The sequence below is a fragment of the Haloferax marisrubri genome, assembly GCF_001469875.2.
Lineage (GTDB): Archaea > Halobacteriota > Halobacteria > Halobacteriales > Haloferacaceae > Haloferax > Haloferax marisrubri.
On the sequence record NZ_LOPW02000017.1, the window covers coordinates 251,908 to 269,134 of the forward strand.

Below are 17,227 nucleotides of genomic sequence, written 5' to 3' on the forward strand. Positions count from 1 at the left end.
GCCGCGGTGCGCGAGACGATGGTCGCCGCGGGCGAGGTGGTCTACCCGAGCGCGGCCGAGGGCGTCTCGGAGTTCGTCGAGACGTACGTCGTCGGGCGCGCGAGAGACGACTCGCGGCGGGCCGCGATGGTCGACGCCGCGACCGAGTTGGACGACGTGGCCCGCGACTGGGAGGGCGCGGCCTTCGCCGACCTGCCTGCGGACGACCGCGACCGCCTGCTCCGCGAACTCGGCGTCGACGCGGCCGACCCGGTTCCGGACGGGACGCTCTCCGAGCGCCTCCGGTTTCACGTCGTGAACGAACTGCTCTACGCCTTCTACGCCTCGCCGACCGGCGGCCGCCTCGCCGGCATCGAGAACCCTATCGGCCACCCCGGCGGGGCCGAGAGCTACCGACGGGCGACGATGGACGGACCCGAGACGACCGACTCCGGCGGTGAGCGCGATGGATAGGACCCCCGTCGACGACGCCGACGTGTGCATCGTCGGTGCCGGGCCCGCCGGCGGCCTCGTCGCCCATCGACTCGCCGAGTCGGGGGCGACGGTCGTCGTCCTCGAAGCCGGGCCGCGGTTCGACGGCGACAGGCGGGAGCAACTAGAACAGCATATCCGCCCCGGCCTCGGCGGCCCGTGGGAGATGGGCGGCCCGCGGGACGCGTTTTCCTCCTCGGGCGAGTCGTTCTACCCGCTGAACGCCGCCCGCGTGAAGGGCGTCGGCGGGTCGACGCTCCACTGGCAGGGGATGGTGATGCGCCTCCACGAGCGCGACTTCGAACTCGACTCCAGACACGGCGTCGGGGCCGACTGGCCAATCGGTTACGACGACCTCCAGCCGTACTACGCCGCCGCGGAACGCGAGTTTGGCGTCGCGGGCGCGGCCGACAACCCCTACGCGCCGCCGCGGGACGAGCCCTACCCGCTTCCCGCCTTCCGGCCGTCGCACTCGGACTCCATCTTCGCCGAGGCCTGCGAGCGCCTCGGCATCGACATGCACTCCGTGGGCAACGCCCGCAACTCCGAACCGTACGACGACCGGTCGCCCTGCGTCGGCTACGGAACGTGCAAGCCGGTCTGTCCCTCCGGCGCGAAGTACACCGCCGAGTCCCACGTCGAAAAGGCCGAAGCCGCGGGCGCGCGGGTCATCGACCGGGCGCGAGTCCGACGGCTCGAACACGACGAGGCGGGCGAGCGCGTCGTCGCCGCGGCGTACACGACGCCCGACGGCGAGACCCACAGGCAGGAGGCGACCCAGTTCGTCCTCGCCTGCGGCGGCGTCGAGAACGTCAGACTGCTGTTGCTGTCCGACTCCGACCGCTACCCCGACGGCCTCGCCAACTCCTCGGGAGTCGTCGGTCGGTACTTCATGGACCACCTGTTCGCCGGGGCGGGCGGTCGGCTCGACCGTCCCACGCGACAGAACCACGTCGGCTTCAACACCAGCGAGTGCCACCAGTTCTACGACGAGGCCGACCCGGTCAACGGCCTCAAACTGGAGTTTCTCAACTACGCCGGCCCGTCGCCGGTCATCGACGCCCTCCACGCCGACACGTGGGGCGACGACCTGCTCGACCAGTTGGACGAGAGCTACGGCACGCACGTGTCCATGGGCGCGCTGGTCGAACAGCTCCCCCGCGAGGACAACTACGTCGGCCTCGACCGGGAGACGACCGACGACCTCGGCGACCCCGTCCCCGAGATACACTGGTCCGTCGACGAACAGACGGAGGCCGCGCTCTCGCGGGCCAACGAGATTCAGGCGCGCGTGCTGGACGAACTCGGCGTCGAGGACCGCTGGACCGTCGGCCCCGACGAGACCGGCCCCGCGTACCACCACATGGGGACGACGCGGATGGGCGACGACCCCGAGTCGAGCGTCGTGGACGCCGAGTGCCGCGCCCACGACCTCGACAACCTCTGGATTTCCGGGTCGAGCGTCTTCCCGACGGGGGGCGCGATGAACCCGACGCTCACCATCGCGGCGCTCTCGCTTCGACTCGCCGAGTCGCTTCGGGCCGAACTCGGGTAGCGCCCGTCGGAGCCGCCTCCCGCACCCCGCCTCGTCCGACCCGGAGTACGCACGCTTAAGAACCGCGACCCGCATTTTCCGACCATGCAACCACGGGACCTCTCCGCGCACGCTCCCTACGTACCCGGCCGCGGGACAGAGGAGGTCGCCCGCGAACTCGGGATGGACCCCGAAGACCTGACGAAACTCTCCTCGAACGAGAACCCCCACGGCCCGAGTCCGAAGGCGGTCGCCGCCATCGAAGACGCCGCGCCGACCGTGAGCGTCTACCCGAAGACGGCCCACACGGACCTGACCGAGCGCCTCGCCGACAAGTGGGGCCTCGAAGCCGAACAGGTGTGGGTGTCGCCCGGCGCGGACGGCTCTATCGACTACCTGACCCGCGCGATGCTCGAACCGGACGACCGGATTCTCGAACCCGCACCCGGCTTTTCGTACTACTCGATGAGCGCCCGGTACCACCACGGCGACGCCGTCCAGTACGAGGTGTCGAAGGGCGACGACTTCGAACAGACCGCCGACCTCGTCCTCGACGCCTACGACGGCGAACGCATGGTCTATCTCACGACGCCGCACAACCCGACGGGGTCCGTGCTCCCGCGGGACGAACTCGTCGAACTCGCCGAGTCGGTCGAAGACCACACGCTCCTCGTCGTCGACGAGGCCTACGGCGAGTTCGCCGAGGAACCGTCGGCCATCGACCTGCTCTCGGAATACGACAACATCGCGGTCCTGCGGACGTTCTCGAAGGCCTACGGGCTGGCCGGCCTCCGCATCGGCTACGCTTGTGTGCCCGAGGCGTGGGCCGACGCCTACGCCCGCGTGAACACGCCGTTCGCCGCCAGCGAGGTCGCCTGCCGCGCCGCGCTCGCCGCGCTCGACGACGAGGAACACGTCGAGAAATCCGTCGAGTCGGCCCGGTGGTCCCGCGAGTACCTCCGCGAACACCTCGACGCGCCGACGTGGGAAAGCGAGGGCAACTTCGTCCTCGTGGAGGTCGGCGACGCCACCGCCGTCACCGAGGCCGCCCAGCGCGAGGGCGTCATCGTCCGCGACTGCGGGAGTTTCGGCCTGCCGGAGTGCATCCGCGTCTCCTGCGGCACTGAAGCACAGACCAAGCGCGCCGTGGACGTGCTCAACCGCATCGTCTCGGAGGTGCCGCCGGCGTGAGAGTCGTCGTCACCGGCACGCCCGGCACCGGCAAGACCACCGCCACCGAGCGCGTCGCCGACGACCTCGACCTCGACGTGGTCCACCTCAACCGACTCGTGAAAGACGAGGACCTCTGGACCGAGCGCGACGAGGAGCGTGACACGCTCGTCGTGGACCTCGACGCCGCCCGCGACGAACTCGGCGACTGGGACGGTATCGTCGAGAGCCACCTCGCACACCACTTCGAAGCCGACCGCGTGGTCGTGCTTCGCTGTCGCCCCGACATCCTCGAACAGCGCCTCCTCGACCGCGGCGAAGCCGAGACGAAGGCGCGCGAGAACCGCGAGTCCGAGGCGCTGGACGTGATTCTCGGCGAGGCCGTCGAGTTCCACGGCGAGGAGTCGGTGTACGAAATCGACACGACAGAGCGCGACCCCGACGCCGTCGCCGACGACATCGCGGCGGTCGTCGCGGGCGAGCGCGAACCCTCGGCGGGGACCGTCGACTTCATCGACTACCTATGACGCTCGACCAGTACCGCGACACCGCCGACAAGTTGCTCGCCCCGTTCGTCTCGGTCGCCGACGCCGCCGGCCTCTCGCCGAACGGCGTGAGCGTCGTCGCCTTCGGGTTCGCCGTCGCCGCCGGCGTCGCCTTCGGCCTCGCCGACCCGCTTTGGTACGGCCTCGGCGCGGTGTTCGTCTTCTGTAACGGCTGGCTCGACCTCGTGGACGGCGCGCTCGCCCGCGAGCAGGGCGTCTCCTCGAAGGCCGGCGACCTGCTGGACCACGTGCTCGACCGCTACGCCGACATCGTCGTCATCGTCGGTCTCGCCGCCGGTATCGACTCGTTCGCGCTGGGCCTCGCCGCGGTCACGGGCGTCCTCATGACCTCCTACCTCGGCACGCAGATTCAGGCGGTCGGCCTCGGGCGCGCCTACGGCGGCCTCGTCGGGCGCGCCGACCGACTGGCGCTCATGGGACTCGTCGGCCTCGCGTCCGCCGTCTACACCGGCACGCTCGGCGGGTTCACGCTCGTCGGCTGGCTCCTCGTGTTCTTCGCCGTCGTCGGCCACCTCACCGCGGTCCAGCGTTTCTGGGGCGCGTGGAGCGACCTGACCTGACCTGACCTGACCTGACCTGACCTGACCTGACCTGACCGGCGTCGCCCGACTCGACAACCAGAACCGACCCGGCCGACCCCCCGAACCGGTCGCGTCTACACTCTCTTTCGATTCGTTTCGGGGGTCCGTGTTCACTCGCACGCAAGTACTCACCCCCCAGTACCGAGTGTGGATCTTGCCCGGTGAACCAGATTTATATGATTGAGATTATCACCAGTTACCATCTTCAAATGATTCTGAATTACACCATACAACGCCTGAATAGGCCACGATTCCAGCGTCGGCTTCGGTTATGTTCAGTTTTGAATCTGGAGCGTGTCCGGCCGTGACGCGCTCGGAAGACGGCGGCCTCAACGCGGGACCCGAGCCGAAACGCCCCGGGAGGACCGACGCCGCGGGCGACGACGCGATGGTCGCCAACGCGAAGGGCGCGCTGGACGTGGTGCGCGAGATTTCGAGCACCGTCGACGGTCAACTCGACGGGATATCCCGCCGGACCGAGACGCAGGCCGACGACGCGGCGGCGGCCGTCGACGACGTGTCGGACCTCTCGGCGACCGTCGAGGAGATAGCGGCGACCGCGACCGAGGTCAGCGACCGGTCGGAGCGGGCCGCCGAACGGGCCGCCGAGGGCCGGTCGTCGGCGCGCGAGGCCATCGAGGTGATGGAGGACGTTCGCGCCGTCAGCACCGCCGTGGCCGACGAAGTCGAGGCGTTCCGCGCGCGCGTCGACAGCGTCGCCGACGCGCTGGCCGGCATCGACGACATCGCCGCGCAGACGAACCTGCTCGCGCTCAACGCCTCCATCGAGGCCGCCCGCGCGGGCGAGGAGGGCGACGGCTTCGCTGTCGTCGCCGACGAGGTGAAGACGCTCGCCGAGGAGGCGCAGTCGCAGGCGGACGAAATCGACGCCGTGCTCGGGACGGTCCGCGAGGAGACCGACGAGACGGTCGACCACCTCGAAGCCGTCGTTTCGGAGATCGACCGCGGGACCGAGCAGGTCGAAGAGACCATGCAGAGCCTCGACGCCGTCACCGAGGCCGTCGAGGAGACGGCGAACGGGACGAAGTCAGTCTCCGAAGCGACCGACCAGCAGGCCAAGACGACCGAGGCGGTCGCGGCGCGCATCGAGCGCGTCGCCGAGGGCGCAGACCACATCGAAGACGACGTGGAGACGATTCGCGGGGCGCGCGCGGAGCAGACGACGATGCTCCGAGAAATCAGCGGCGCGCTCGACTCCGCGTCGCAGTCGCGGTCCGAGCGAATCGCGGACACGGAGCGAATCCCGACTGGCGTCGACGGACTCGACGACCTCTGCGGCGGCGGGTTCGCCGTCGGCAGTCGCGCCGTCGTCCAACACGACGGGGAGGTGGCGGTCGACGGGCTCGTCGCGCAACTGGCCGCCGCGGCGCTCGACGCGGGGTACGCCGTGTCGATTACGCCGCCGCCCTCGCTTGACCGACGGACGCTCGCCGCCGCTCTCGACGCGGTCGGCCTCTCGTTCGCGGACGCGCTTGACGGCGACCGGCTGTTCGTCCTCGACGCGTTCGGCGAGTGGCGGACGGAGTACAACGTGTTCGACCTCGACCGCAGACCCTTGGACGCGGTCAACCGGACGACCGCCGAGCGGCGCTCCGACCGACTGTTCGTCATCGGCAACATCGCGGGCGAAATCGCCGTCATGGGCGAGTCGGCCGCACGGGAGGCCCGCTACGCGAACGACGACGGCGTCCTCGGCGACGACGACACCGTCCTCAACGTCGTCGACGGGTCGTCCGTCGAAGCGCAGTTCGGCGCGTTCTACACGGGCGCGGCGGACTACGTCCTCAGGGCGTCCCGCGACGGCGCGGCACAGCGCGTCGAACTCACGACCGCACCGGCCGGCGTCTCCGAGGCGACCCGCCGACTCCGAACCCGGGACCGACCGCCGTACGCGACGCTCGTCGAGTGATGTTCGTCCTCGACGCGGCGGGGGCCGTGGCCCGCGCGAGCGACGGGTTCGCGGCGCACCTCGGCGCGGACGCCGCGACGCTCCGTGGGCGTCCGCTCTCTGACTTCGTCGTCGCCGAGGACTGGCCGGACGTCCGCGCCGCGCTCGACGCCACGCGAGCGGTTGACGGGTGGGAGAGCCATCAGTGTCGCTGTCGGCTCTCGGGCGTCGATGGCAGGGCGGCGATAGGAGGCGACGACGTTCTCGTCGAGTTCACCCCGTATCCCGGACGCGACGACGACACCGAGAGAGACACCGACAGCGACGACACCGGCGCGGGGCGGGTCGCCGGGGCGGTCTGCCGCGAACCGTCGGAGCCGGCGGCCGCGCGACTGCACACCGAGCGGGACCGTTTCGACCACCTGTTCGACCTCATCGACGACGCGGTCATCGAGTTCGAAATCGTCGGTATCGAGCCGGTCGTCAGGGCGGTGAATCCGGGGTTCGAGGCCATCTTCGGCTACGACGCGGCCGAGGTCCGCGGCGAGTCGCTCAACGACTTCATCGTCCCGCCGGGCGCTGACGACGAGGCGGTCGATTTCGACCAGCGGACCGCCGACGGGAAGGCCAACCACGCCATCGTCACCCGGCAGACCGCGTGGGGCAGACGCGAGTTCCTCTATCGCGGCATCCCCTACAGCCGCGGCGACGGGAAGCAGTACGGCTTTTCCATCTACTCCGACATCACCGGCCAGCGCAGAGCCAGAGAACACCTGCAAGTGCTCCAGCGCGTCCTCCGGCACAACCTCCGAAACGAGATGAACGTCGTCCTCGGCATGGCCGAGGAGATACGCGAGGCGACGGCCGACCCGAGCGTCGACCACGCGGCCGGGCGCATCGCCGTGCACACCGAGAAACTCCTGCGGGTCAGCGAGAAGGCCCGAACCGCGGCCGCCGTCCTCGACGACCAGCGGCCCGACGAGGTGGTCGATGCGACCGAGACGGTCCGCGCCGTCGTCGAACCGCGGCGCACCCGGTTCCCCGCGGCGACGTTCGACCTCAACCTCCCGTCGTCGCTCCCGGTGTCTGTCGGGCCGAAACTCGCGCAGGCGTTCGCCAACGTCGTGGAGAACGCGCTCGAACACACGCCCGAGGACGTGACGGTCCGCATCGAGGCGAAGCGGTGCGAGAACGACGCGACGCTCCGCGTCAGCGACGACGGCGACGGCATCCCAGAAATCGAGTGGGCGGCCGTCTTCGGCGACGAGGACATCACGCAACTCAGCCACGGCTCCGGGCTGGGGCTGTGGGTCGTCAAGTGGGTGGTCGAGTCCGCGGGCGGGCGAGTCGATTACGACCGACGCGACGGGTGGAGCACCGTCCAACTGACGCTCCCGCTGGCGGACGGGAGTCGGTAGCGACCTCGTCGCGTCCCGGGCGATTCGGTGGCCGGTGGCGTGCCTTTTATACGCGGCGGGCGGGTACGTGAGTGTATGCCTCAGTGCGAGATGTGCGGCTCCGACCAAGCCTCTCTGAAGACTGTGAAGGTCGAAGGCGCAGAACTGCAGCTGTGTGACGACTGCGCCGAGTTCGGCACGGAGGTCCGCACCGAGTCGACTTCCAGCGCGAGCACGAAGTACTCCACGTCCTCCTCGTCGGGCTCGAACTCCTCTCGCTCCTCGGGGTCGTCTTCTTCCTCGTCGTCGAAGCGCCGCCGCCGCGACATGTTCGACGACATGGACGAAATCGCGACCGACTACGACGACCGCATCCGGCAGGCGCGGGAGTCCCGCGGAATGAGCCAAGAAGAGCTCGCCCAGTCGCTCAACGAGAAGGCGAGCCTCATCCGCAAGCTCGAACGCGGCGACATCATGCCGCCGGACTCCGTCCGGAAGAAAATCGAGCGCAAACTCGACATCTCGCTGGTCGAAGGCGAGAGCGACGACGACTCCGAGTGGTCCGGCGGCGGCTCCACGACGACCACCCTCGGCGACGTCGTCAAGCGCAAGGACTGACGCGGCCCGTCCCCCGCGACCGACGCCGACGCCGACGCCGACGACGACGCCAACGACGCCGATTCCGACGACCCGTCGCGGGAACCGCGCGCCCGACACCGCCGTTCCGTTTATCACGATTTTCCGCCCGCGAGACGCCGTCTCGTGGCAATCGCGGCCCCGAAAACCAATTTATTAGTCTCGCCGGACCCGACTTCGACTGTGTTCATCCTAGTCAACCTCAAGGCGTACCCGTGTGACCCGATCGAAGTCGCCACCGCCGCGCGCGACGTGGCCGAGGAGTCCGGCGTCCGCATCGCCGTCTCCCCCCAGGCGGCCGACATCTCCCGCGTCGCCGACACCGGCGTCGAGACGTGGGCCCAGCACGTCGACCCGAACGGCCACGGCAGCCACACCGGCAGCACCCTCGCCGAGGCCGTCGCCGAGGCCGGCGCGGTCGGCACGCTCATCAACCACTCCGAAAAGCGCCTGAAGCTCGCCGACATCGACGGCTCCGTACAGGCCGCCGAGCGAGCGGGCCTCGAAACCTGCGTCTGCGCCAACAACCCCGCCCAAATCGGCGCGGTCTCCGCGCTCGGCCCCGACTCGGTCGCCGTCGAGCCGCCGGAGCTCATCGGCGGCGACGTCTCCGTCGCGACCGCCGACCCCGGCATCGTCACCGACGCCGTCGACGCCGCGGCCAACGTGGACGACGACGTGGACGTCTACTGCGGCGCGGGCATCTCGACCGGCGACGACGTGGTGACCGCCGAGGAACTCGGCGCGTCCGGTATCCTGCTCGCCTCCGGCGTCGCCAAGGCCGACGACCCGCGCGCGGCGCTCGAAGACCTCGTCTCCGGGCTGTAAGCGCGTCGAAAAACCACTCAGACTCCGGCCGACGGCCCGCGTCGCGTCTCGCGTCTACTCGCCGTCGGCTTCTTCTTCGACGAACGACGCCTCGATAGCCGCGACCGTCTCCCGGAGTTCGTCCTCGTCCAAGAGGTCCGCGTACTCGTCGCTCACGAGGTCCGGCAGCGCGTACTCGTACTTCCCGCGGCCGGCGTGGCGGATGAAGCCCGCGCGGCGGAGCGACCGGTTCCGCCCGTAGGCGAGGTGCTGGTCGCCCGTCTCGCCGGCGGCGACGTGGGCGGCGAGCGGGCCGGAGACGCCGCGCTCGCGGTAGTGTGCGAGCATCCCGTGGTGCACGTCGCCCAGCGCGCCCACGATTGCGGTCATGCGGTCGACCACGTCGCGGCGGTTCTCCGCGCCCGGCGCGGGGTGGAGTTCGGCCGGCTCGAAGTCGCCCATCTCGGCGTCCGCCAGCCACGACTCGTCGTCGGCCGGCGGGGCCGCCTCGCTCTCCGTGCCCGCGCCTCTCGGCCCGCCCGTGCCGTCGGCCGTCGCCTCGCCGCCCTCGGAGAGCAGGCCGTGGGTCGGCCACGGCGGCCCGGAGGGCGCTTCGAGCGGCCGTCGAGACAGCGCGTCCGGCGCGTCTCCGGCCCCATCGTCGCCGCCAGTAGACTCGGCATCGGCGTCGGCGGCCGCGTCCGCCACGTCGCCGTCGGTGGCCTCGTTGTACTCGCCGAGCGCGGCCTGCTTTTCCGTGGGGCGGTTGAGGTTACGGCCGTCGCCGCCGCGGTAGGGCGCTTCGGCCTTCTGGAACATCGCCTGCGCGAACTGGTCGGCCATCCGAGAGAGGTCACGCGCCTCCTCCAACTCGCGTTCGAGCTGTCGAATCCGCGCGTCCTTCTTGTCTATCTCCTGTCTGAGGTCGGCGATGCGGCTCTCCTGTCTGGCCTTCTCGTCGGAAATCTCCTTGAGGTCCGAGACGAGGTCGCCGTCGACGGACTTCAGGTCCGGACGCTCGAAGTCGTCGAGCCCCGGAGTCGCGCCCGCGTCGAACGTCTGTTTCTTGTGGAACTGCACGCGCCGAATCGACTCGGACCAGTCGGTGACGAGGAAGCCCTCGCCGTTGCCCATGTCCTCGATAGCGTCGGCGTACTCCGAGCCGAGGATTCGCCCGACGACCTTGGTGTCGTTGCGCCACGTGAGGCGGTGCCAGACGAGCCAGTCGCACTGGGTGATGAAGTCCTTTTTCACGTCGGCGGGGCGCTGGGAGATGCCGACGACGCCGAGGCCGTGTTTGCGGCCGCGCTTCCCGATTTTGATGAGCATCTTGCCCGCCTCGTCCATCCCGCCCTTCTCGGGGATGTACTCGTGGCACTCCTCGATGAGCATCAAAAACGGCTTCTTGAGCTTCTTTTCCTTCGCAAAGAGGTGTTTTGCGACCTCCGTCACCAGTTCGTCGGAGGCCGCGTCGTCGAGGTAGCCGGACACGTCGAGGATGATGGGAACGTTCTGTTCGAGCGCGAGCGTGGCGAGTCGCTCCGCGTGCTCGGGGCTCACCTGAATGTCGCACTCGTCGTCGGCCCCGGCGTGGAGCAGTTCGAACTCCTGTTTGAGGCCGTAGTACTCGCCGTCCGTGTCGACGATGAGCACCGGGAAGTTCGCCGACAGCAGGTTCTCGATGATGACCGACGCCGTGTTCGACTTGCCCGACCCGGACTTGCCCGTGACGAACCCCCGGCCGGTGAGGATATCGACCACCGGTAGGTCGACCGTCGTCCCCGGTTCTTCGGTTCCCTCTCCCCCTGGACCGTCGCTGATCTCGGCGACCGAGATGGTTTCCGTGTCCGAATCCGTCATCCGATTTGGTGGACTCCCTCGGACGCCATAGTTCCTCCCCCTCGCCCCGTCGGTCCCGGGGACTCAGTCGAACTCGACGAGCGACGACTGCCCCTCGTGCGAGCGGTCTCCACCCCCGGCCTTTGGGGGCTCGTCGTCGCTGGCGTCGTCGGCTCGGTCGTCGCTGACGCGGCCATCGGGGTTGTCGTCGTCGCCGCCAGCCCCGGCCGACTCCCAGCCGTCGAGACTCGACTGGTCGGCGTCCGCGAAGGAGAGCTTCGAGACGCGGACCCCGAGCTTTCGGACGGTCGTCTCTTCGAACTCGGCGTCGAGTAAGTCGAGCGCGACCGACTCGACGAGTTCCGGGTCGTCCACGGGCCCGGAAAGCGACGTCGCCCGCGTGTTGATGTCGAACGGCGGGACGACCACCTTGATACCGATGGTCCGGTACATCGCCCCGCGAGAGTTCGCGCGGTCGGCCACGTCGGCCGCGAGCGCGCGGACGACCTCCCGCTTGTCCTCGATGTCGTCGGTCGGTTCGGTGAACGCCGACTCTCGCGAGAGGCTCTTGGGCCGGCCCGTCGGCGTGACCGTCCGGTCGTCGTAACCGCGGGCCCGCTCGTGGAGTTCGCGGCCGCGCGAGCCGAACTCGGCTTCGAGGACCGAGGCGTCGGCCTCGGCGAGGTCGCCCGCCGTGTCGATGCCGAGCGAGCCGAGCTTTCGGGCCGTCACGGGGCCGACGCCGTGGACCTCCTCGACCGGGATGGGCGCGAGGAACGACCGCACCTCGCCGGGGCGGACGACGACCAGCCCGTCGGGCTTGTCGAAGTCGGAGGCGATTTTCGCGGTCGACATGTTCGGCGCGACGCCGATGGAGGCCGCGACGCCGACCTCGCGGGCGATGCGCTGTTTCACGTAGCGGGCGAAGCCCTCCGCCAGCGTCCGGTCGCCGGAGGCCGCGAGGTCCCACGCGGTCCGGTCGGTCACGTCGAGATAGGCCTCGTCGATGCTCACCTCGCGGACCACGTCGGCGCAGTCGTGGAGAATCGCCTTCACGTCGGCGGCGACCTCCTTGTAGAACTCGAGGTCGACGGTGCGGTAGCGGCCCGCGGCCGCGGGGTCGTCGTCGGGGCCAAGGTCCTCGATTCGCGGGAGGCGTTCGAGCGCGGTCGAAATCGGCTGGGCGCTCTCGACGCCGAACTCGCGGGCCTCGTAGCTCGCCGTGGCGACCGCGCCGTGGCCCTCGCCGGGTTCGTAGCCCATGCCGACGACCACCGGCTCGCCTTCGAGTTCGGGCTCGCGCAGGCGCTCGCAGGCGGCGTAAAAACAGTCCATATCGACGTGAAGGACGATGCTGTCGGGGCCGTCGTCGGCGGTCGTACCCGGCAACGTCTCCTCCGCCATGGTCGAACGGACGGGCGCGACGTACCTGAAGCTTCAGATAGCGCGGCGAAAGTGAAACGAGAGCGGAAGGACGCGGCGAGCCGGTCGCAATCGGTCGTCGTCGGTCGTCGTCGGTCGTCGTCGGTCGCGTTACTTCAGTCGCTCCTGCAGGAACGAGGGGTGCGCGGCCGTGACGCCGTCGATAGACAGAATCTCGTCGGAGATGACGTCGCCGAGGGAGTCGCCGTCGACGGCGCGGACCTCGGCCATCAGCATGTGGTCGCCGGAGGACGTGTAGAGCGCCTCGACCGAGTCGAGTTCCTTGAGGATGCGCGTGACTTCGACGTAGCGCTCGCTGGTCGCGTCGATGCCGACCATGGCGATGGACTGCCCGGCGAGTTTCTTCGGGTCGATGTCGGCGGAGTAGCCGATGATGACGCCGTCGTCTTCGAGTTTGCGGATGTACTTTCGGACCGTCGGCTTCGACACGCCCGCCCGGTCTGCAATCTGGGCGTACGACGCTTTCGCGTCTTGCTCCAAGACGGCGAGGATGCGTCCCTCCGTGGACGTGGTTTCCATGCCCGTTGGTTTTTGCACGGGAGAAAAATATCTTGCGAATCCGAAAAGGGTTCTCGGTCACATCGAACCGGCGCGGCCGCCGGCCGAAAACCGAGCGCCGACTGCGGCGTCGTCGGCGTTACTTGTGCTTGTCGAGGAAGTTATCGAACGTCCGCTCCCACTCGTAAGAGTCGTCGAAGTAGCGCTCCGCGAGCGGCTCTTCGGGCATCTCGCCGATGCGCTGTTTCTCCTGCTGGTAGGACGGGCGGTCTTCGTCGACGTAGTACCGGCCGGTGAGGACGGTGCCCTCGTGGAGGGCGTTCTCCGTCTCGAACATCATCTCGGAGGCTTCCGAGCGGTCCGTGTTGTCGAACTCGTAGTCGTCGGAGTCGTTGATGTCGATGTACGGGACGTACTGACGGGCGTCCTTGTTCCACGTCGGACACTGCGTGAGGAAGTCAACGTGGGAGAAGCCGTCGTGCTGGATGGCTTCCACGATGATGTCCTTCGCCTGGTTCGGGTTGACGGCGGCCGTCCGCGCGACGTACGACGCCCCGGCGTTCAGGGACATCGAGAGCGGGCGGAGCGGCGTCTTGGCCGAGCCGTGGGGCTGGGTCTTCGACTTGTGACCCATCGGCGACGTGGGCGAGGTCTGGCCCTTCGTGAGGCCGAAGATCTCGTTGTTGAACACGATGTAGGTGATGTCGTGGTTCTCACGAGCGGTGTGCATGAAGTGGTTGCCACCGATGCCGTAGCCGTCACCGTCACCGCCGGCGGCGACCACGGTCAGGCCGGGGTTCGCCAACTTCGCGGCGCGGGCGATGGGCAGCGAGCGGCCGTGGATGGTGTGGAAGCCGTAGCTGTTGAAGTAGCTGTTGAGCTTGCCGGAACAGCCGATACCGGTCGTCACCATCATCTCGTCGGGCGAGAGGCCGAGTTCGGCCGCCGCGCCTTTGAGCGCCTTGAGGACACCGAAGTCACCACAGCCCGGACACCACGTCGGCTGGGGTTCGAGTCCGGGGGTGAACTCGTTTTGGTCCTGCTCCGTTTCTTCACCGATTGCGCTGAATGCACTCATGATTTATTCACCCACCTTGGGGACGAACTTCGTGCGGTTGTCTGGGAGCTCCTCGCCTTCGAGGAGCGCCGTCTCGAAGCCCTCGACGATGTCGGCGGGCTCGAACGGGTTGCCGTTGTACTTGAGGAGACTCGACATCTGGTCGCCGTAACCACCGAGTTCCTTGGAGATGAGTCCGCGGAACTGGGCGGAGGCCGTCATCTCGACGACGAGCGCCTCGTCGACGCTGTCGAGGAAGTCCGCGACCTGCTGTTTCGGGAACGGCATCATCTCGGAGACGCCGAGGACCTTGACCGAGTGGCCCTTCTCGTTGAGAACGTCTGCGGCCTCTTCGACGGTGCCCTGCTGGCTGCCGAAGGTGATGAGGCCGAGGTCGGCGTCCTCGTCGCCGTGGACCGTGTTGAACTCGCCGTCGGCGTCGAGTTCGGCACGGATGTTGTCGACCTTCTGCATGCGGCGGTTCATCTGCGCGACGCGGTTCTCGGGGGACTCCGAGATGTGACCCGCGGGCATGTGCTCGTTACCCGTGGCGAGGTAACGACCGCCCTTCTGGCCCGGCAGCGAACGCGGCGAGACGCCGTTTTCGGTGTCGTGCTGGAAGCGCTGGTACTTGCCGGAGTCGTCGTGCGGCGCGTCTTCGAGTTCCGCTTCCGTCAGGACCGAGCCGAGGTCGGCGTTCGGCTCCTCGTCGAAGACCGACGCCGGGACGTTCGTGAGTTCGCCGCCGAGCTTCTGGTCGTAGAGGACGATGGACGGAATCTGGTACTCGTAGGCGATCTGGAACGCCTTGCGCGTCTGGTAGTACGCCTCGGCGGCGTTACCGGGCGCGAAGACGATGCGGTGGGAGTCGCCCTGCGAGGTGTACAGGACGTGCTCGAGGTCGGACTGCTCGGGCTTCGTCGGCATACCCGTCGAGGGACCGGCGCGCATGGCCTCGACGAGGACGAGCGGCGTCTCGGTGATCTCCGCGAGACCGAGCGGCTCGGACATGAGCGAGAAGCCGCCACCGGAGGACCCGGACATCGCCTTGACGCCCGCGTGGGAGGCACCGATTGCCAGCGCGGCGGCGGCGATTTCGTCCTCCACCTGCTCGGAGATGCCGCCGAGTTCGGGGAGGTTCTGGGTCATGATGGTGAAGACTTCCGTCCACGGGGTCATCGGGTAGCCCGCGATGAAGCGGCAGCCTTCGTCGATGGCACCGTACGCGATGGCGTCGGAGCCGGAGAGAAGCACCTGCTCTTCGTCGTGTTCGCCGGTCGGCGCGGACACGTCGGGAGCCTCGACGTCGTACTCCTCTTGGACCATCTCGTAGGCGTCGTCGAAGACGGTCAGGTTCGGTTCGAGAATCTTGTCCGGCATCGCGTCCGACATCAGGCTCTTGATGACGTCGGGTTCGATGTCGGCGATGGCGCACGTGACGGCGACACCGGCGGTGTTGCGCATGACCTCGCGACCGTGTTCGCGGGCGATGGTGCGCAGGTCGATGTCGTAGACGTGCCAGTCGTTCTCCTCGACGCGCTCGTCGAAGTCCTCGATTTCGGAGGCGTCGAGCAGACCGGAGTCGTAGACGATGACGCCGCCTTCGTTGAGTTCGTCGAGGTTCTCCGAGAGCGGCTTGATCTCCTCGTTGCCGTAGTAGGCACCCTCGCTCGGGTTCCGGGCGAAGGAGTCACCGAGGGCGAGGAGGAAGTTGTACCCGTCGCCGCGAGACTTGACGGGGTCGGCGCTGACGCGCACTTCCGTGTACGTGTGGCCACCGCGGATGCGCGATGGATAGTGTCGATGCGTGAAAACGTGTAGCCCCGCTCGCATCAGGGCTTTGGCGAAGTTCTGGCTCGTCGAGGCGATACCGTCACCGGAACCCCCTGCGATACGCCAGATAAGTTCGTGGTCAGTCATATGTTGAGCTCACGGCCCCGCTGGGGCGCTACCTGAAAAGTTGGGGAGGGTCCGATTAAAGACTTTGCTATGGATTAACAAGGAAAGATAATGAAGGACTTAATATTGTTAAACTGACTCACCCTCCCACCATCGAAAGTGGACGAACGGGCTATCACGCCCACGGAATAGAGTGAACGATAACTCGGAATCGGATTCGCTACTCGTTGTCGGGACTCGACGGGTGGTACGGGGTGTCGTACTCGCCGGCCTGCCCGTCGAGCCGGTCGGGGTTGATGCGTCCGCCGAGGAGCATGAAGTCGAGGACGGTCACGTAGAGCATCGCCTCGACGACCGGGACGCCGCGGGGCGGGAGCACGGGGTCGTGCCGACCGACGACCTGAATCTCCTTTTCCTCGCCGGTCTCCCAGTCGACGGTCCGCTGTTTCTTCGGGATGGACGTGGGCGCGTGGAGCGTCAGTTCGCCGTACACCGGTTCGCCGGTCGTGATGCCGCCCTGGATGCCGCCGTGTTTGTTGCCGACGGGGCGGGGGTCGCCCTCCTCGTCGAACTCCCAGTTCTCGTTGCGGTCGTGGCCGGTCCACTCGCGGGCCTCGCGGCCGAGGCCGAACTCGAAGGCCGTCGCCGCCGGCACCGACATGAGCGCCTGTCCGAGCCGCGCCGAGAAGGAGTCGAACCGCGGCGCGCCGAGGCCGCGCGGGACGCCCTGCGCCTCGAAGTAAATCGAGCCGCCGATGGAGTCGCCTTCCTTCTGGTACTCCTCGATGAGTTCCTGCATCTCCGCCGCCGTCTCGGGGTGCGCACACCGCACGTCGTTTTCCTCCGTGTGCTCGCGCAGGTCGTCGAAGGAGACCTCCGGCGCTTCCACGTCGCCGATTTGGTTCACGTGCGCCTTGATTTCGATGTCGTAGTCGCTCTGCTCGATGACCTGCTTCGCCACCGCGCCGGCGGCGACCCAGTTCACCGTCTCGCGCGCCGAGGAGCGACCGCCGCCGCCCCAGTTGCGCGTGCCGAACTTCGCCGAGTACGTGAAGTCGCCGTGGGAGGGCCGCGGCGCGGTCACGTAGGGCTCGTACTTGCCCGAACGGGCGTCCTTGTTCTGGACGACCATCCCGATGGGCGTGCCCGTCGTGTAGCCGTCCTGCACGCCGGAGTTGACGACGACGGCGTCCGGTTCGCCGCGACTCGTCGTAATCATCGACTGGCCCGGCTTCCGTCGGTCCAGTTCGTGCTGTACGTCCTCGACCGACAGCTCCACGCCGGCGGGACAGCCGGACACCGTGACGCCCATCGCGTCGCCGTGGCTCTCGCCGTAGGTGGTCATCTGAAAGAGACGACCGAATTCGTTGCCATTCATTACCCGCCCCTCGGGTGGCCGCCCATTTAGTGTTTGTAGAAA

General features: G+C 68.3%; 15 protein-coding genes. 9 read left to right on the plus strand and 6 right to left on the minus strand.

The features are described from left to right. From AUR65_RS13495 to tpiA, 9 genes are all read left to right on the plus strand, one after another. Positions 1-453, plus strand: a 453-nt coding sequence (locus tag AUR65_RS13495; RefSeq protein ID WP_058567363.1) for a gluconate 2-dehydrogenase subunit 3 family protein, incomplete at its 5' end; no start/stop codon positions are given. Next, positions 446-2,026 (plus strand): GMC family oxidoreductase, encoded by a 1,581-nt coding sequence (locus tag AUR65_RS13500; protein WP_058567364.1) that lies wholly within the window; start codon positions 446-448, stop codon positions 2,024-2,026. The genes AUR65_RS13495 and AUR65_RS13500, both read left to right, overlap by 8 nt. A gap of 84 nt (positions 2,027-2,110) precedes the next feature. Then, entirely contained in the window at positions 2,111-3,196 is a 1,086-nt protein-coding gene (gene hisC, locus AUR65_RS13505; protein ID WP_058567365.1) for a histidinol-phosphate transaminase, read from the plus strand. Beyond that, positions 3,193-3,702: an adenylate kinase family protein gene (locus AUR65_RS13510; protein ID WP_058567366.1), complete on the plus strand. Its 510-nt coding sequence runs from the start codon at positions 3,193-3,195 to the stop codon at positions 3,700-3,702. Before hisC ends, AUR65_RS13510 begins: the two co-directional genes overlap by 4 nt. Then, positions 3,699-4,301, plus strand: coding sequence for a CDP-alcohol phosphatidyltransferase family protein (locus tag AUR65_RS13515; protein ID WP_058567367.1), 603 nt, complete (start codon positions 3,699-3,701; stop codon positions 4,299-4,301). The genes AUR65_RS13510 and AUR65_RS13515 overlap by 4 nt, the downstream gene beginning before the upstream one ends. A 325-nt stretch (positions 4,302-4,626) precedes the next feature. Beyond that, the gene (locus AUR65_RS13520) at positions 4,627-6,252 is read left to right on the plus strand and encodes a methyl-accepting chemotaxis protein (protein WP_058567368.1); all 1,626 of its coding nucleotides are present in this window, start codon (positions 4,627-4,629) and stop codon (positions 6,250-6,252) included. After that, on the plus strand, positions 6,252-7,649 hold the full coding sequence (locus AUR65_RS13525; protein WP_058567369.1) for a sensor histidine kinase: 1,398 nt from the start codon (positions 6,252-6,254) through the stop codon (positions 7,647-7,649). The genes AUR65_RS13520 and AUR65_RS13525 overlap by 1 nt, the downstream gene beginning before the upstream one ends. 75 nt (positions 7,650-7,724) lie before the next feature. Continuing rightward, positions 7,725-8,246 (plus strand): multiprotein bridging factor aMBF1, encoded by a 522-nt coding sequence (locus tag AUR65_RS13530; protein ID WP_081909201.1) that lies wholly within the window; start codon positions 7,725-7,727, stop codon positions 8,244-8,246. 201 nt (positions 8,247-8,447) lie between these two features. Next, positions 8,448-9,092: a triose-phosphate isomerase gene (gene tpiA, locus AUR65_RS13535; RefSeq protein ID WP_008320970.1), complete on the plus strand. Its 645-nt coding sequence runs from the start codon at positions 8,448-8,450 to the stop codon at positions 9,090-9,092. A gap of 54 nt (positions 9,093-9,146) precedes the next feature. Here tpiA and AUR65_RS13540 read toward each other — a convergent pair whose 3' ends face one another. The 6 genes from AUR65_RS13540 to aroC all read right to left on the minus strand — a co-directional run bounded on the left by AUR65_RS13540 (position 9,147) and on the right by aroC (position 17,185). Next, positions 9,147-10,931 carry a helicase HerA domain-containing protein gene (locus AUR65_RS13540; RefSeq protein WP_058567370.1) on the minus strand — a complete coding sequence of 595 codons (1,785 nt, stop codon included), beginning with the start codon at positions 10,929-10,931 and terminating at the stop codon, positions 9,147-9,149. 63 nt (positions 10,932-10,994) lie between these two features. After that, positions 10,995-12,314 (minus strand): DNA polymerase IV, encoded by a 1,320-nt coding sequence (dinB, locus tag AUR65_RS13545; RefSeq protein ID WP_058567371.1) that lies wholly within the window; start codon positions 12,312-12,314, stop codon positions 10,995-10,997. Positions 12,315-12,443: 129 nt separating this feature from the next. After that, on the minus strand, positions 12,444-12,872 hold the full coding sequence (lrpA1, locus tag AUR65_RS13550; protein WP_058567372.1) for an HTH-type transcriptional regulator LrpA1: 429 nt from the start codon (positions 12,870-12,872) through the stop codon (positions 12,444-12,446). Positions 12,873-12,990: 118 nt separating this feature from the next. Beyond that, positions 12,991-13,929, minus strand: a complete 939-nt coding sequence (locus AUR65_RS13555; protein WP_058567373.1) for a thiamine pyrophosphate-dependent enzyme — start codon at positions 13,927-13,929, stop codon at positions 12,991-12,993. A gap of 3 nt (positions 13,930-13,932) precedes the next feature. Continuing rightward, positions 13,933-15,828 (minus strand): 2-oxoacid:acceptor oxidoreductase subunit alpha, encoded by a 1,896-nt coding sequence (locus tag AUR65_RS13560; protein ID WP_058567374.1) that lies wholly within the window; start codon positions 15,826-15,828, stop codon positions 13,933-13,935. Between the two features lie 199 nt (positions 15,829-16,027). Next, the gene (gene aroC, locus AUR65_RS13565) at positions 16,028-17,185 is read right to left on the minus strand and encodes a chorismate synthase (RefSeq protein ID WP_058567375.1); all 1,158 of its coding nucleotides are present in this window, start codon (positions 17,183-17,185) and stop codon (positions 16,028-16,030) included. Between the last annotated feature and the right edge of the window lie 42 nt (positions 17,186-17,227).

What these genes read in the sequence shown, in the direction of transcription:
- AUR65_RS13500 (WP_058567364.1), top strand. Translation starts at nt 446, where the DNA reads ATGGATAGGACCCCCGTCGACGACGCCGACGTGTGCATCGTCGGTGCC.
- hisC (WP_058567365.1), top strand. Translation starts at nt 2,111, where the DNA reads ATGCAACCACGGGACCTCTCCGCGCACGCTCCCTACGTACCCGGCCGC.
- AUR65_RS13515 (WP_058567367.1), top strand. Translation starts at nt 3,699, where the DNA reads ATGACGCTCGACCAGTACCGCGACACCGCCGACAAGTTGCTCGCCCCG.
- AUR65_RS13525 (WP_058567369.1), top strand. Translation starts at nt 6,252, where the DNA reads ATGTTCGTCCTCGACGCGGCGGGGGCCGTGGCCCGCGCGAGCGACGGG.
- AUR65_RS13530 (WP_081909201.1), top strand. Translation starts at nt 7,725, where the DNA reads ATGCCTCAGTGCGAGATGTGCGGCTCCGACCAAGCCTCTCTGAAGACT.
- AUR65_RS13540 (WP_058567370.1), bottom strand. Translation starts at nt 10,931, where the DNA reads ATGACGGATTCGGACACGGAAACCATCTCGGTCGCCGAGATCAGCGAC.
- dinB (WP_058567371.1), bottom strand. Translation starts at nt 12,314, where the DNA reads ATGGCGGAGGAGACGTTGCCGGGTACGACCGCCGACGACGGCCCCGAC.
- lrpA1 (WP_058567372.1), bottom strand. Translation starts at nt 12,872, where the DNA reads ATGGAAACCACGTCCACGGAGGGACGCATCCTCGCCGTCTTGGAGCAA.
- AUR65_RS13555 (WP_058567373.1), bottom strand. Translation starts at nt 13,929, where the DNA reads ATGAGTGCATTCAGCGCAATCGGTGAAGAAACGGAGCAGGACCAAAAC.
- AUR65_RS13560 (WP_058567374.1), bottom strand. Translation starts at nt 15,828, where the DNA reads ATGACTGACCACGAACTTATCTGGCGTATCGCAGGGGGTTCCGGTGAC.
- aroC (WP_058567375.1), bottom strand. Translation starts at nt 17,185, where the DNA reads ATGAATGGCAACGAATTCGGTCGTCTCTTTCAGATGACCACCTACGGC.